Annotated in this window: 14 protein-coding genes; 6 read left to right on the top strand and 8 right to left on the bottom strand. The window is 65.4% G+C overall.

Annotated features, from left to right (window positions below; translation table 11 throughout):
• Window positions 1-23: 23 nt before the first annotated feature.
• The 4 genes from JQ566_RS10610 to JQ566_RS10595 form a co-directional block, all read right to left on the bottom strand.
• A complete protein-coding gene (locus JQ566_RS10610) occupies window positions 24-437 on the bottom strand; it encodes a DUF1850 domain-containing protein (RefSeq protein WP_212372190.1) in 414 nt (137 codons plus the stop codon).
• Entirely contained in the window at window positions 398-2,509 is a 2,112-nt protein-coding gene (locus JQ566_RS10605) for a TRAP transporter permease (protein ID WP_212372189.1), read from the bottom strand. Before JQ566_RS10605 ends, JQ566_RS10610 begins: the two co-directional genes overlap by 40 nt.
• Before the next feature lie 199 nt (window positions 2,510-2,708).
• Window positions 2,709-3,656, bottom strand: a complete 948-nt coding sequence (locus JQ566_RS10600; protein ID WP_212372188.1) for a TAXI family TRAP transporter solute-binding subunit — start codon at window positions 3,654-3,656, stop codon at window positions 2,709-2,711.
• Window positions 3,657-3,839: 183 nt separating this feature from the next.
• A complete protein-coding gene (locus JQ566_RS10595) occupies window positions 3,840-4,319 on the bottom strand; it encodes a hypothetical protein (protein WP_212372187.1) in 480 nt (159 codons plus the stop codon).
• Between the two features lie 196 nt (window positions 4,320-4,515).
• Here JQ566_RS10595 and JQ566_RS10590 point away from each other — a divergent pair, with 196 nt between their 5' ends.
• Window positions 4,516-4,818 carry a hypothetical protein gene (locus JQ566_RS10590; RefSeq protein WP_212372186.1) on the top strand — a complete coding sequence of 101 codons (303 nt, stop codon included), beginning with the start codon at window positions 4,516-4,518 and terminating at the stop codon, window positions 4,816-4,818.
• Between the two features lie 200 nt (window positions 4,819-5,018).
• On the opposite strand, the gene JQ566_RS10585 is transcribed toward JQ566_RS10590, so the two are convergent.
• Window positions 5,019-6,239 (bottom strand): hypothetical protein, encoded by a 1,221-nt coding sequence (locus tag JQ566_RS10585; protein WP_212372185.1) that lies wholly within the window; start codon window positions 6,237-6,239, stop codon window positions 5,019-5,021.
• Between the two features lie 56 nt (window positions 6,240-6,295).
• Window positions 6,296-6,922 (bottom strand): NUDIX hydrolase, encoded by a 627-nt coding sequence (locus tag JQ566_RS10580; RefSeq protein ID WP_212372184.1) that lies wholly within the window; start codon window positions 6,920-6,922, stop codon window positions 6,296-6,298.
• A gap of 68 nt (window positions 6,923-6,990) precedes the next feature.
• On the opposite strand from JQ566_RS10580, the gene JQ566_RS10575 reads away from it, so the two are divergent.
• The 4 genes from JQ566_RS10575 (at window position 6,991) to JQ566_RS10560 (ending at window position 10,831) form a co-directional block, all read left to right on the top strand.
• Window positions 6,991-7,416 carry a PaaI family thioesterase gene (locus JQ566_RS10575; RefSeq protein ID WP_212372183.1) on the top strand — a complete coding sequence of 142 codons (426 nt, stop codon included), beginning with the start codon at window positions 6,991-6,993 and terminating at the stop codon, window positions 7,414-7,416.
• 296 nt (window positions 7,417-7,712) lie between these two features.
• Window positions 7,713-8,723 carry an aldo/keto reductase gene (locus tag JQ566_RS10570; RefSeq protein ID WP_212372182.1) on the top strand — a complete coding sequence of 337 codons (1,011 nt, stop codon included), beginning with the start codon at window positions 7,713-7,715 and terminating at the stop codon, window positions 8,721-8,723.
• A gap of 12 nt (window positions 8,724-8,735) precedes the next feature.
• The gene (locus tag JQ566_RS10565) at window positions 8,736-10,049 is read left to right on the top strand and encodes a tetratricopeptide repeat protein (protein WP_212372181.1); all 1,314 of its coding nucleotides are present in this window, start codon (window positions 8,736-8,738) and stop codon (window positions 10,047-10,049) included.
• Window positions 10,050-10,252: 203 nt separating this feature from the next.
• Window positions 10,253-10,831: a hypothetical protein gene (locus JQ566_RS10560; protein ID WP_212372180.1), complete on the top strand. Its 579-nt coding sequence runs from the start codon at window positions 10,253-10,255 to the stop codon at window positions 10,829-10,831.
• 3 nt (window positions 10,832-10,834) lie between these two features.
• Here the strand turns inward: JQ566_RS10560 and JQ566_RS10555 are convergent, their stop codons facing one another.
• Window positions 10,835-12,415, bottom strand: coding sequence for an oleate hydratase (locus JQ566_RS10555; protein WP_212372179.1), 1,581 nt, complete (start codon window positions 12,413-12,415; stop codon window positions 10,835-10,837).
• Window positions 12,416-12,490: 75 nt separating this feature from the next.
• The gene (locus tag JQ566_RS10550) at window positions 12,491-14,338 is read right to left on the bottom strand and encodes an AMP-dependent synthetase/ligase (RefSeq protein ID WP_249139374.1); all 1,848 of its coding nucleotides are present in this window, start codon (window positions 14,336-14,338) and stop codon (window positions 12,491-12,493) included.
• A gap of 90 nt (window positions 14,339-14,428) precedes the next feature.
• Between JQ566_RS10550 and JQ566_RS10545 the strand changes: the two genes are divergently transcribed.
• Window positions 14,429-14,776 (top strand): DUF3088 domain-containing protein, encoded by a 348-nt coding sequence (locus JQ566_RS10545; RefSeq protein ID WP_212372178.1) that lies wholly within the window; start codon window positions 14,429-14,431, stop codon window positions 14,774-14,776.
• The last annotated feature ends 201 nt before the right edge of the window (window positions 14,777-14,977 follow it).

The following is a 14,977-nucleotide window of genomic DNA, read 5'->3' as shown; positions in this document are numbered from 1 at the left end:
GATGGAGCGCAGCGCAATCCGGGCTACGGATCGCTGCAAATTTTCATCGTAGTGACGTTAGCACCGATCGGGTGCCCGACAATCTCCGACATCGCCCGGCACTTCCCGTCGTGGCACAGCCGCCACTCTCCCGCCGCACCGGAATTGCCGAGCACCACCTCCTGCATCGGCGCGCGGTTCGGCCGCCATTGAAACCAGCCGTCGACCAGCCGCGCCTCGGGCGGCGGCTCCATGCCGGGGCCGGTGCCCTTGACGCGTGCCTGCACCAGCTCGAGCCCGGCAGGCGTGACGCGCCAGTCCTCCTGCCACTCGACCTTCGCAATCGAATGCGTCCATGCAAGCGTGAACGCGGACAGCGCCAGCGCCTTCACGCCGACCGCTGTTGCGAAGCAGAGGCTCACGCCGCCTCGACCGCTGCCGGCGGACGCTGCCGCCATTGCCACAGCACGAGCGCCGCAGCGAGCACAAACCCGGCGGTGTCGCTGAGCGGGAAGTCGCCGAGCAGGCAGAACGCGGCGCCGAGCGCGGCCAGGCGCTCGATCAGCGTCAGCCGCGTGAACAGGAAGCCGATCGCGACCATGCCGAACAGCGCGATCGCCACCAGCGCCTTGGTGGCGGCCAACGCCACTGCGCCGTAGAAGCCGAGCTTGGCCGCCATGGGATCGCCGGCCTGCAGCATCAACGCCGGCGAATAGACGAAGATGAAGGGGATGACGTAGCCGGCGAGCGCGATGCGCATCGCCTCCCAGCCGATCTTGTCCGGGTTCTCCTTGGCGATCGGCGCCGCCGCAAGCGCGGCGAGCGCCACCGGCGGCGAGAGGTCGGCCATGATGCCGTAGTAGAACGCGAACATGTGGCTCGCGATCAGCGGCACGCCGAGCTTGGCGAGGGCCGGCGCGGCGAGCGCGGCAGTGATGATGTAGGTCGGGATGGTCGGAATACCGGTGCCGAGCAGGATCGACAGCAGCATGGTCATGACCAGCGCCAGGAACAGGCTCTTCTCGCCGAGCCCGATCACCCAACCGCCGAAGATGGTGCCGACGCCGGTCTGCGACATCATGCCGATGATGACGCCGACGATGGCGCAGGCCATGCCGACGGTGATGGCGGATTTCGCGCTCTCGGCCAGCGCATCGCGGCAGGCGCGCAAGGCGGCGAAACCGCCGCGTACGAAAGCGGTGATCACGATCAGCCCGACCACGACGCACGCGACCGGCACGATCTGAAGGCCCTCACGCGAGAGCGCGGCGACGACCAGCGCGAGCCCGATCCAGAAGATGTAGCGGATCGCTGTCGCGGAGACGCCTGCTGTGATGCTGGTCCCCAGGATCAGCGCCACGGTCAGCGCAAGGCCCATGCTGCCGGCATAGAGCGGCGTGAAGCCTTCGAACAGCATGTAGACCAGGGCGGCGAGCGGCAGCACGAGATACCAGCGCGTCACCAGCGCCTTCCAGGCGCTCGGGATCTCCGAGCGCTTCATGCCGACGAGGCCGTGCTTGCCGGCTTCCAGATGCACCATCCAGAAGGCGGAGGCGAAATAGAGGATCGCGGGAATCGCGGCCGCCTTGACGATCTCCGAATATTGCACGCCGAGCGTCTCCGCCATGATGAAGGCGACCGCGCCCATCACCGGCGGCATGATCTGGCCGCCCATCGAGGCCGTGGCCTCGACGCCAGCCGCAAACGCGCGGCGGTAGCCGAACTTGATCATCAGGGGAATCGTGAACTGGCCGACGGTGACGACGTTGGCGACGCCCGAGCCGGAGATGGTGCCCATCATGCCCGAGGCGAACACCGCGACCTTGGCCGGTCCGCCGCGGGTCCTGCCAAACAGCCCAAGAGAAACATCGGTGAACAGCTGGATCATGCCGGCGCGCTCCAGGAACGAGCCGAACAGGATGAACAGAAAGATGTAGGTCGCCGAGACGTAGATCGGCACGCCGTAAAACCCTTCGGTGCCGAACGACAGATGCGTGACGATCTGGTCGAAATCATAGCCCCGATGGTTGAGCGGCGACGGCAGGTACTGCCCGAAGAACCAGTAGAGCAGGCTCGCGCCGCACATCAGCGGCAGCGCCGCGCCCATCAGGCGCCGCGTGCCCTCGAAGATCAGCACTGCGAGCAGCGTGCCGACCACGAGGTCGAGCCGGGTCGGATCGCCGTCGCGCGCGATCAGGTCGGCATAGAAGATCCACTGGTAGAGGCCGCAGAAGAAGCCGGCGCCGCCGATCACCCAGCCGAGCGCGCGGCCGAAATTGCTCTTCGCGGTGAAGTTGGCGATCAGGCCGAAGGTGAGCAGAACGAGGAAGCCGACATGGACGCCGCGCACCACCTGGCTCGGCAGATAGTTGAAGGCGGCGACGTAGAGCTGGAAGGTCGCGAACGCGATGCCGATCCAGTAGGCGAGCTGGCCCCACCAGCCCGGACCGAAGCCTTCGGGGAAGCCATGCTCGAAATTGTCGAACTCGACCTTGATGGGCTCTTGAGTGCCCTCAGCCTTTTCCAGCATTTCAACCCATCCCAATCGTCGAGCGCTTATATCACTGGCACGGTCGATCCGCGCCGTCATGCCCGGGCTTGTCCCGCCTGCGCGGCCGAAGCCGCTTCGGCGAGGCGAAGGCCCGGGCATCCACGGTCTTCTCGCCTGCCCATAGAACGTGGATGGCCGGGACAAGCCCGGCCATGACGCCCTGCCGCGAGAGCCGACCTTACTTGATCAGCCCCTTTTCCTTGTAGTAGCGGATCGCGCCGGGGTGCAGCGGAACCGGGCTGCCAGTGGCGGCCGTCTCGAGCTTGATCTCCTTGCCCGCCGCGTGTGCGTTGACGAGCTCCGGCAGCGACTCGTAGACCAGCTTGGTCATCTGATAGGCGAGATCGTCCGATACGGCGGAGCTCGTGACGAGATAATTAATCACGGCCGCAGTCGGCACGTCCTTGTCCTGGCCGGTATAGGTGTTGGCCGGAATGATCGCGGAGACGAAGGGCGGGCCGATCTTGTCGACCGTTTCCTTGGGCACCGACACCACCGTGATCGGGCTCGAGGTCGACAGGTCTTTCAGCGAGGCGACGCCGAGCCCGGCCGATTGCAGCGTGGCGTTGAGCTGCCGGTTCTTCATGAGATCGACGGATTCGGCGAACGGCAGATATTCGACCTTGCCGAGATCCTTGTAGCTCATGCCGGCTGCGCTGAGGATCGCGCGGGAATTCAGCTCGGTGCCCGACTTCGGCGCGCCGACCGACAGGCTCTTGCCCTTGAGGTCCGCCAGCGTCTTGATGCCGCTGTCGGCGGTCGCGACGATCTGGATATAGTTCGGATAGATCGCGCCGATGGTCCTGAGCTTGTCGAGCTTGGTCTTGAAGCCCGCCTCCTCCTCGCCGTCCCAGGCCGCTTTCAGCGAGTCGCCCAGCGTGAACGCCAGCTCGCCGCGGCCCTGCTGCAGCAGGATCAGGTTCTCGACCGACGCCTTGGTGGCCTGCACCTGCGTCTTCACGTTCGGAATCTTGTCGCCGTAGATCTTTCCGATTGCGACCCCGAGCGGATAGTAGACGCCCGAGGTGCCGCCGGTCAGCACGTTGATGAAGGATTGCGCATGCGCGCAAGGTGCCGACGCCGCCAGAGCAAGAGCCGCGGCCACACCGAAAATCGTCCGTTTCATGGTTGTTGTACTCCCCAAACCGGCGGCGAAATTGGCCGGAATGATGGGTGCGGGTCAACCCATCCAAAAGGCAAAACAGGACTGCGGCAAAGGGCCGATCCGGCTGGATTTTTCGGGAACCTGTGGGTGCGGCGAGGTGGCGCAGTCAGGCGGTGGAGCGCACCTCGCCGTCACCGGCAAGTCCTACTGGAACGTCATGTCCAGGCATTTGGAGATGTCGGAGCCGAGGCCGGAGGAGATGATGATGCAGCCGCGCACCTTCTGCGCGCCGACGTCGGCGGCCCAGACCGAATAGCCGCCGGGACCGAAGAACGAGTTGGTGTTCGGCGGCTCGGTCTCGGTGGCGTCGAAATCGTATTTGCCGTCGGTCTCGAAAATGCGCGGCTTCTTGGTGCAGCCGCCGTCGGTCTGGACGTTGATGACTTCCTTGTTGTCGCGGGTCAGCGCCAGGGAGACCTGGCAGCGGAAATATTCCGAGGTCTTGGTGTTGAAGAGGTAGGTGTAGGACTTGCAGGTCGCCGTGTTCAGCTTGCCCGGGGCAAGGCCGCGGCTGCACGAAATGCGCTGGTTGTGGCTGAGCTGGTAATCATCGGCCCAGGCTGCCGGCGCCAGCGCCGTGAGCAGCAGCGCGGCAGCCGAGCAGGCTTTAACGACATGGTTCATTCGAATCATCCCCACCAATATTTTTGTCGAATTGCGTTCTAGACGGAAAGCGGAACATAGTCGCGAGGGGACGAAGGGAAAATCACAAGCTGCTGGGTAAGACGTGATGCGCTGCGGCGCTTTCGCAAATTGACCGGAAAATACCGTTCGTGATTTGTTCAAGCCGGGGCACGCCGAGGATGGGGAGGATGGAAACATGGCATTTTCAACGAAGACATTTGCAATCGCAGCCGCGCTCGCGGCATTCGCAGCACCCGCATTGGCGCAAGCTCCGGCGACGCCTTGGGAGCTGAAGCCCGACACGGGCTACGCCTATGACAAGGACGGCAAGACCTATTCCTACAAGATGGGCACCAGCAACGCCGGCGAGCTCTTGAAGGGCGCCAAGAAGGTGCCCAAGGGAACGCTGTTCTTCATCGGCCACAATGGCCAGCTCTACATGCGCACCGGCCCTTACCTGGAGGGCGACGGCAAGTTCAGGTTCGGCCCGGATCAGTAGATAGGAGGGCCGAGCCAAACACTCGCTGTCGTCCCGGACAAGCGAGCGAAGCGGAGCGCTGATCCGGGCCCCATAACCACAGGAAGATGTTGGGACGCGAGCTTTGCGTTACCGCGTCTTCGCCAAACTTGATCCCGTGGTTATGGGTCCCGGATCGGCGCGCGCTTATGACGCGCTTGTCCGGGACGACGGCGTGTTTCCTAAAACGCCCCCGCCAGCTCCCTTGCGCCGGCTTTGCTGCTGTTCGCGTCCATGCGCACATCCGTCACCGCGAGCAACTTCGCCACCGTGTTGTGGCGGATCGCGACGGGGTTGCGCTCATAGCCGCCGCGCTGGAAGAAGTTCGAGGTCGGCACCTGCTCGCGCATCGCCTGCGGCATCGTCACCATGTCGAGGCCGGTGCCGTCGCCGGTGAGATTCATCATCTCGAGCTCGGCCGCGGTGAGCGGGCGGCTGTAGCCCTTGGCGCGGGCGAACAGCACCGAGGTCAGCAGCTTGTGGGTCTGCAGCATCGGCCCGATGTCGATGTCCAGCACCATCGCATGCATGGCCCAGCCCTGCGGCGTGTTGCCGATCTTCTCGTGCTCCGACCAGGTGTCGGGCACCGACTTCGCATGCGCCACCATCTTCTTGAGCACGGCGAGCTTGTGCTCGAGCGCCTGGCGCGCAGGCCCCGAGGTTCGCGCCACCTTCTCCGAGAGCGCACGAATGAATTCATGCCCCTGTTCGGCGAGCAGCTCGACGCTGTTGGTGGTCAGCAGCTGGTTGTAGCCCATCGCGGTCGAGATCGCGCGCTTGCCGCCATGCTCGATGCCCGCCTGCACGTCGTAACTGCCGGTGCCACCGGTTTCGAACGAATAGACCCGCACCGCCTGCTCGCGCGTGAGTCCTAAGGCCAGCGCGTAGCGCGCATAGGCGCGCTTGAACTCGAGCTCGCTGGACGGGCGTTGCGGCGTGAACTGGTAGAGCTCCTGCGCCGCGCGCAGCAGATCGGCGACAACCGGAATGGGTTTTCGCGGCGGGCGCTCCGGCGTCTCCTCCGGCTCCGGGTTCACCGGCCGCTTCGGCCCGGTATAGAGCGGCGGATGCTCCAGCACGTAATCGTCGAGCGTGATCTGCTGTCCGCTGCGCCGCTTGGCGTTGCGGGCCTTCCTCTTCTCGGAGATCTGGCTCCAATAGGCGCCGGCCTCGGCATCGAAGGCGGCGCGCGCGGCCTGATATTCCGCGAGCTTGCGGCGATATTCGAGCACCGCCGGCGAAGCGCCCGCGCTTTGCGCGAAAAACTGCGACAGCAGCTGGGCGTTGGCATTGCGAACGGCCGGCGGCAGCGTATCGGCCTCGCCGCCGCGCGCGGCCGGCGCGAGCAGCACGAGCGCGAATGGAACCAGCGTCAGGGCGCGTCGAATCGGTATGTGATGCATGCTGCCCTCTTAGCAGGCATCCGGTAACCGTCACGTTAACGCGCCGTTTACCATCGTCACTTCCAGGCGAATACCGGCTGTTCCAGGTCGGTGACGCGGGTGTGCCGCCCCGCCAGCACCTCGCGGAACTGGTAGATCAGCGCTGCCGTCGGGGCGTGGATCAGGCTCATCTGGTGATGGAAGCGGATCACGCGACGGCTGCTTTCGGGGATTGCAGTGAAATCGAAGGCATCGTCGCGCTCGATCGTGGCGAGCGCGATGCGATGGACGGACGCGACCTCGTCCGGATTCGGCCTGATCGCGGCGCTATCGGCGGCCCAGACCACGACCGGCGTGATCAGATAGCCGGAACGCGTCGGGTAATCGTCCAGCGTACCGAGCACGTCCGCATTCGTGAGGCGAAGGCCAAGCTCCTCGTCGAGCTCGCGCAACGCCGCTTCGACCGGCGTCTCGCCGGGATCGCAGCGGCCGCCAGGCAGCGCCCATTGACCGCGATGGGCGCGCAGATGCGATGCCCGCAGCGTGAGCAGCAGCGCAGTGTCGTCGCCCTCGCTCGCGGTCAGCGCAACCGCGACCGCAGCGCGCTTCAGCGTCGCCGGCGCATCATCGTCCCCCAGCCGCGTGAAGGCCGCGCAGGCCCCTGCGATATTCCGCCGTGTGGCATCGTCGAACGGTCTCATCATGCTTGACTACACCACGTCCGGCCCCGATGAAATGAGCTCGCAAGGCCCGCACAGGAACGGACGACGAGATGACGAGCAAGGCCGCCGCAAGGCTCAAATCAGAGGGCTGGAGCATCCTGGAGACCACGGGCTTCCTGCACCTGATCGGCCCGTTGTGGCAGCGCAAGGTCGACGGCCATTACGAGTTCGCGCTCGCCACCGAAGACAAGCACCACAACCGCCGCGGCATGGTCCAGGGCGGCGTGATGATGACGTTCGCCGACCGCACCTGCGGCATGACCGCCCGCTACACCTCCGGCAAGGAGTTCATGGCGACGGTGCAGCTCGACACCCACTTCGTGGAGGCCGGCCAGATCGGCGACATCCTGATCTCCCGTCCGCGCGTGGTGCGCTCGACCCGCAGCCTGATCTTCATGAGCACCGAGGTGACGGTGGACGACCGCTGCATCGTGATGGCGAATGGCGTGTTCAAGATCTTGAAGGGGCCGGGGTAGGTTCGCGTTAGGCGGCCCCCGCCGGCAACCACACCCGCACCTGTCATTCCCCGCGAAGGCGGGGAATCCAGTACGCCGCGGCCTCTCGATCGATCACCACCGTCTCGGAGTACTGGATCGCCCGCCTTCGCGGGCGATGACACTGAATATAAGGCACAAGCGTGCCACCGTCATTGCGAGCGCAGCGAAGCAATCCAGGTTCTTTCCGCGGACACATCTCTGGATTGCTTCGCTGCGCTCGCAATGACGGGCGTTGCTGGCTATGCTGCCGGCCAGCAAATATCGAGGACCCGCCCATGCAATACCGCCAGCTCGGCCGTAGCGGCCTGAAAGTCTCGCCGATTTGCCTGGGCACCATGATGTTCGGCGGACCGACGGATGAAGCCGCGTCAAAGCGCATCATCGACAAAGCGCACGGCGCCGGGATCAATTTCATCGACACCGCGGACGCCTATTCGAAAGGTGCATCCGAGGAGGTCGTGGGCCGCGCGATCGGCAACAATCGTCACGCCTGGGTGCTCGCGACAAAGCTCGCAAATCCCATGGGCGATGATCCCAACCGCGGCGGGCTGTCGCGGCGTTGGGTATTGCAGGCCGCCGACGAGAGCCTGAAGCGGCTCGGCACCGATCACATCGACATCTACTACCTGCACAAGGAGGACCATTCGACTCCACTGGAGGAGACGGTGCGCGCGATGGGCGACCTGATCCGTGCCGGCAAGGTGCGCTATTTCGGCATCTCCAACTACCGCGCCTGGCGCGTCGCCGAGATCTGCAACATCTGCGACCGTCTCGGCATCGACCGGCCCGCGGTGAGCCAGCCTTACTATAACGCCATGAACCGCATGCCCGAGGTCGAGCACTTCCCGGCCTGCTCCTATTACGGCCTCGGCATCGTGCCCTATAGTCCCTTGGCGCGCGGCGTGCTCACCGGCAAGTACAGGCCCGATGCAGCCCCCGACAAGGAGACGCGCGCGGGCCGCAACGACACCCGCATGATGCAAACGGAATGGCGGCCGGAATCGCTCCAGCTCGCGCAGGAGATCAAGGCTCACGCCGAGAAGAAAGGCATCACCGCCGGCCAGTTCGCGGTCGCCTGGGTGCTCGACTCCGCCTTCGTCTCGTCGGTGATCGCCGGTCCCCGCACCGAGGAGCAATGGGACGGCTATATCCGCGCGCTCGACTATCGTTTCACCGCGGAGGACGAGGCGCTGATCGACCGGCTGGTGACCCCAGGCCATCCCTCGACGCCCGGCTATAACGACCCGGCCTATCCGATCGAAGGCCGCCGCGCGCGGACGGCTTGAAAGGGAGCGTCGATGATGCATGAAGATCGCTACGGGAATGCCTTCACAACGTCATCGGACGAAACGGCGGATGCCTACCGCGAGGGCGTCGACCTCCTGCTCGCGAGCTGGCAGGGGACGGCCGAGGCTTTCGAGCGCGCCATAGACGCCGATCCGGATTTTGCACTGGCGCATGTCGCCCGCGCGCGCGTGCATTCCTTCTATCAGCAGGGCGATCTCGCGCGGAAGAAGGCTGCGATAGCGCGCGAACTCGTCGCAGGGCGGGGCTCGATGCGCGAGCGATCCCATGTCGAGACTCTTGCGCTCGCGGTCGAAGGACGCCTTCCCGAAGCGATTGCCGCGACATTGAAGCATATCGACACCTGGCCGCGCGATGCCGTGGTGCTGTCGCTGCCGCTCGGCGCCTTCGGCCTGTTCGCCTTCTCCGGCATGGCCGACCACGATCGTGCGCGGCAGGATCTCTGCGACAGTGTAGCGCGTCACTATGACGAGGACTGGTGGTTTCTCACAACGCACGGCTGGACGCTGACCGAGAACGGCAACGTCTCGCGCGGCCGCGCGATCACCGAGCGCGGCTTCGCCTTGCGACGGGAGAACGCCCATGGTGCACATACCGTGCTGCACGCGATGTTCGAGGATGGCTCGATCGAGGAAGCCGACCGGTTCGTGGAGCAATGGATCCCGGCTTACGACCGCTCCGGGCTCCTCTACAGCCATCTGCGCTGGCACCAGGCATTGGTCGCGCTGGAAAAGGACGACGCACCACGCGCGCTGGCGATCTACGCCGACGTACTGCACCCCTCCGTGACGAAGGCGGCGCCGCTCAATATGGTCACCGACATCGCCTCACTGTTGTGGCGGCTCTCCGCCTATGGCCATACCGTGCCGAAGCGTCTCTGGTCGGAAGCTGATGCTGTCGCGCAAGGCCTGTTTCCGAAATCCAGCCTTCCTTTCGTCGACGTCCACATGGCCTTGTTCGCGGCCGCGAGTGACGACCCGAAGGCGCTCCAAACGCGCCTTGCCGCCATCGAGCAGCGCCTCGCCGACGGCAAGCTGCCGGCCGGCCTTGTGGTCCCCGCGATCTGCCGCGCGCTGGCGGCCTTTGCCGAGGAGGACTATGCGGCTTGCGTACGCTTGCTCGCGCCGGTGCTCGGCGAGGTCGTGCGCATCGGCGGCAGCCATGCCCAGCGCGAGCTGATCGAGGACACCTTTATCGTCGCGCTGATGCGCAGCGGTGAGCTGCCCCGCGCCCGCGCCGTGCTGGACGCCCGCCTCCACCGCCGGCCGTCCCTGCGCGATACGCGCTGGCAGGCGGCAACAGGCTAGCTCCGCCACGAAAAAAACACCGCCCTGATGGCATGTGGCCCGATGGGACGGATCGGGCGATTTGGGCGAATCGTCGTCGGGGTAACGCGGTGGTATTCCAGACCGGAATTACAGAACAAACGGGATCGCAACCAATTTGCGGTTCGATGGTTATGGTGCGGAGCCTTTCCGCCGCAACGGCCCCCTGGCACATGAGCCCGACGATGCGCCTCTGCCGACCGGTCCTCGCCGCGTTGCTCGTGGCCTTGGCAAGTCCTTGTTTTGCCGAGACTTCCAAGCCCATTCCTGTCAACAACCCGCAGCTGCAGCAGAACGCCTTCATCGATCTGCTGGCGCTGATCTCCGGCCACTGCAAGACGTTCAGGGTCGCAGGCCGCACCTTCCCGTGCAAGACGGTAGCCTATGCCCACGGCGACACGGGCCGGGTCAACTTCGCGGTCGCGGTCGACGACCCCTCCGATGACAGCCACGTCGTGTCGTTCTCCGGCGAGAACGGCAAGCGCGCCGACGACAATTCCTACGAGCTGCCGATTGACCGCATGCTGCTCAACTCCAAGGACCGCCCCAGGGTCGACGGCCTGCCGGTGCCGGCCGAGCAGACCTCCACGGGCGTCTGCCGCCAGACCGGAAATTTCGCCGCCAGGAAGGTGAAGGACGTCACCTGCTCGGCCACCGACAACCAGGGCCGGAAATACGAGCTCTTGTTCGTCTCCGACGGCACGCCGGTCAGCGTGCGCCGCATCCGCCAGTCGGCGCCGTCGATCCAGGACCCGTTCAAGTAGCCATCACGCGAACGCCTTTTCCAGCGTCGCGAAGATCACGGCGAGCGACTTGTCGTGCCGCGTCACCGGCGGCACCGGGCGATCGATCTTCATGAGCTGATAGACCGCAATCTGCGCCGCACGCACCGAATATTCGACGGTGAACACGACGTCGTCAGGAATTTCGACGAACTGGCTGACGAAGGCGAGATTGACGGAATTCCTGGGCACCGGCAGCGGCCGGTCGGCCAGATTGCGGGGCATGAACATGCTGGTGATGTATGGCATGCGGCAGGGAATGCAGATCGCTTCCTCGAACACGGCAGGATCGAAGTTCAAATGACCGCAGAGCTCCTTCAGGATCTCGGCGCCGCCGCAATCGGACATCGGCTTTGCCACGAAATTGCCGACGCGATCGGGATGCAAGGCATAGCCCCAGAACACCTGCACGTTCTTCGACTGTCCCGCGAAATGCGGCTGGTGATAGAGCACGACCGACATCAGCCAGTTGGAATCCTTGAACGTGACGAGCCCGCCGGTGCCCGCCCTGTTGCCGGAGAACGCCTCCATTTGGTCGAAGAACCGTGGATCGCGGCAGGTGACGGTGAAGGACAGCCAGTAGGATTCGGGGATCGAATTGTTGAACACCGACGGATTGCCGAATTCGGGACGTCCTTTCGCGATCGTCTCCCATAGCGCCCAGCCCTGACTGTCGGCCTTGGTCAAGCGCGGCGGCGGCTCGGTCATGGTGCCGAGGCTCGATGCGTCCGTCATCGAGCCGTTCTGGAAGAAGACGATATCGTCGTCTTCGAGCCGGACGTTGGCGGTGCGGCTGTCGCGGTCCAGCGTGAGCTGGCGCACGCGCAAGCGCGCGCCGTCGGCCTCGAACGCCATGTCGGTGACACGCGTGCCGCGCACGAACTGCACGCCCTGGCGCTTGAGCCAGTCGGCGAGCGGCCGCACGATCGCGTCATACTGATTGTAGACGGTGCGTTTGACGCCGCCGAGCGTCTCGATGCGCGGAAACTCGTTCATGAAGCGGTGGAGATAACGCTTCAGCTCTACCGCGCTGTGCCAGGGCTGGAAGGCGAAGGTGGTCTGCCACATGTACCAGAAATTGGACTCGAAGAATCCGGGCGACAGCCAGTCTGTGATGCGGCTGTTGCCGAGCGTCTCCTCCGCAGCCTCGGTGAGCCGCAGCAGCTCGAGCCGGTCGCGCGCGGAGAAGCCCATATGCGAGACATCGACCTTGAAGCGGTTGCGATCGACCAGACGCGCCCTGGAGTGCGCCGGATTCTCCACGTTGAACGCGACCGTCTCCTCGCGCACGCTGAGGCCGGGATGTTCGAGCGAGGGAATGCTCGAGAGCAGGTCCCAGGTGCATTCGTAATGGTCGGTGGTGAGCATGCGCCCGCCGCGGAGCGAATAGGCGCCGTTCGCGAGCTGCGCTCCGTCGAGGCTGCCGCCGACCAGCGGCTGCGCCTCGTAGATCACGATGTCGCGCCCCGGCAGCTGCGCATCGCGAACGAGGAACGCTGCGCCTGCGAGCGATCCAATGCCACCGCCGATGAAATACGCCTTCATGACCTGCCTCGATTTTCTCATTCGAATGTCGCGGCGACATTGCATCGGGCGGCGGCGGTCAAAGTTGCGCTGGATCAAGGGCGGCGCGAGGCGAAATCACGTCGACGTTATCGCCACCGGCTTCTTGGCGTAGACCTGCTCGATCTCGGCGGCGAAGCGGCGCTCCAGCGCGGGGCGCTTGTTCTTCAGCGTCGGCGTGAGCAGGCCGCTGGCAATGGTCCACGGATCCAGCGTCCACCATACCGCACGCGGTGTCGCGTAGGACGGATAGGCCTTCACGGCTGCCGCTATTCTGGCCAGCAGCGCCGTCCGTTCCGCCTCGCTGCCTTGCTTGCCGCTCGCCGCGAGCCTTTCCTTCTCTTGAGCCCAGGCTTTTGCGTTCAGCACGACCAGTGCGGCGAGGAACGGCCGCTGTTCGCCGATCACGAAGGCCTGCTCGAACAAGGGGTCGGCGAGAATCGCGGTCTCCAGGTCGACCGGCGCGATCTTCTCGCCGGTTGAAGTGACCAGGATGTCCTTGATGCGGCCGATGATGGTGATGCGCCCGTTCTCGATGCGGGCCTGATCGCCGGTATGCAGCCAGCCGTCGGCCTCCTTGACCCTGCGCGTCTCCTCCGGCTTGTGCCAGTAGCCGAGCATCACGCTGGGGCCGCGCACCAGCAACTCGTTGTTCTCTCCGAGCTTGACCTCGATGCCATCGCGGACACGGCCGACCGAGGACGGATCGTTGTCGTCGGGCGTATTGACGGACACGACTGGCGATGTCTCGGTCATGCCGTAGCCCTGCAGGATGTCGAGCCCGAGCGCGAGAAACAGACGGATGACCGGCTCGGCGATCGGAGCGCCACCGGAGACCGCAACGCGCAGGCGTCCGCCGAACTGGACCAGCACCTTGTCGGCAACGAAACGCTTCAGGAGCGGCCAGGCCAGCCGGTCGAACAGCGACAGCGAACCACGCCCTTGCCGCGCATCGAAGCGCCGCCCCCCGACGGCAAGCGCAAGATCGAGCAACGCGCGTTCTGCACCACCGGCCGCCGCGCGATGTTGCATGATCCGAGCGTAGATGCGCTCATAGATGCGAGGCACGGAGACCAGCACCGTCGGCCGTACCATCTTCAGGTCTTCCGCGAGCTGCGGCACCGAGCGCGCATAGGCGACGCAGGCCCCCACCGCGATCGGATAATAATAGCCGCCGGTGCGCTCGAAGGTGTGCGAGAGCGGCAGGAAGGACAGGAACACGTCGTTCGGCACGGCCGCGATGCGCCGCGCGACGGCCTTCACGTTGGCGACGATGTTGCCATGCGACAGCATCACGCCCTTGGGCCGGCCGGTCGTGCCCGAGGTATAGACGATGGCGGCAAGATCGCCCGGCTCGACCGCGACGTCAGCCAGCGGCGCGCTTGCGCCGGAGGATTCCGCGAGCCAGCGGTCGAGTGCGACGATACGGGCATCGGCGGCAGTGAGCCCCGCCGCGTCCGCGCAGACGATGCGCTTGAGATGGTCGAGCGGCTGGCCCGTGGCGGTGATCGCCTGCCAGCGCGCCAGCGTATCCACGAACAGCAGCAGTGCGCCGGAATCGGCGAGGATGTAGGCGATGCTGTCGGGGTTGTCGACGGCATGCATCGGCACCGGCACGAGCCCGCTCGCCAGCGCCGCCTGGTCCATCGCGACATGCGCAATGCCGTTCGGCATCAGGATGGCGACGCGCTCGCCGGGTGAAAAACCCTCCGCAGCCAGCGCCCGCCGCCAGCGCTCGAATTCCGCGTCGATCTCCTGCCAAGACCGGCTGATCCAGCGCCCTGCCGCCGCGTCGAAATGGCGATAGGCCTCTGCCGTCGGCGTCGCGCGGACACGCCAGCGCAGGAGCTCCGGCAATGTCCCGACGTCAGCGAGCGACTGCGGTTGACTGATCGGCCCCGGCATGGCGTTCTTTCTTGACCTCATCGATCCCCAATCATTTGGGGCCTCGACACTAGGCCGGCCAGACCGCGCCGCCTTGATCCTCAGCAAGGCGGCCATGCTTCGGAGCGACCCATGACGCGCGACCGCCTGTTTCTGCTGCGTCCCGGTTTCGAGGATCCGGCTTTTCCGGGCCGCCGATTCTATTGCTGGCATTGTGCGCTGATCGAGGGCGTGCTGGCCTCGTTTCCAGAGCTCGCCGACAAGCTCGATGTCGAGCGGATCCCCTGGCCACGGCCGCGGCAAGCCGTGATGGCGCTGGTCGGCGAGGAGAACCAATCGCTGCCGCTGCTCGTGCTCGCGACTGGGGCGACTTCGCCGCACCAGACCGGCAGCCACCAGGGCCGTGCCTTCATCGCCGACAAGGACGCAATCCTCGCCGTGCTCTCCGAGCGCCACGGCTTTGCCGATCCGCATCCGTGAGAGGTATGCGAAAATCTGCGTGCCCACTCTCGTGTCCCGGACGCGCTGCAGCGCTCCTTGCGCTGCTGCGCAGAGCCGGGACCCATGCAGCGGGCCCATCGGGAACATGGACCCCGGCTCAGCAGCGCATCGTCGAAGAGACGCTGCGCTGCGTCCGGGGCACGAGTCCGCAGGCAACGCGTGGTCATGCGACAATAGAAC

Source organism: Bradyrhizobium sp. SZCCT0231 (assembly GCF_018130245.1).
Lineage (GTDB): Bacteria > Pseudomonadota > Alphaproteobacteria > Rhizobiales > Xanthobacteraceae > Bradyrhizobium > Bradyrhizobium japonicum_F.
The sequence above is the reverse complement of the archived record's forward strand: the minus strand, read 5'-3'. Positions and strand labels throughout refer to the sequence as shown.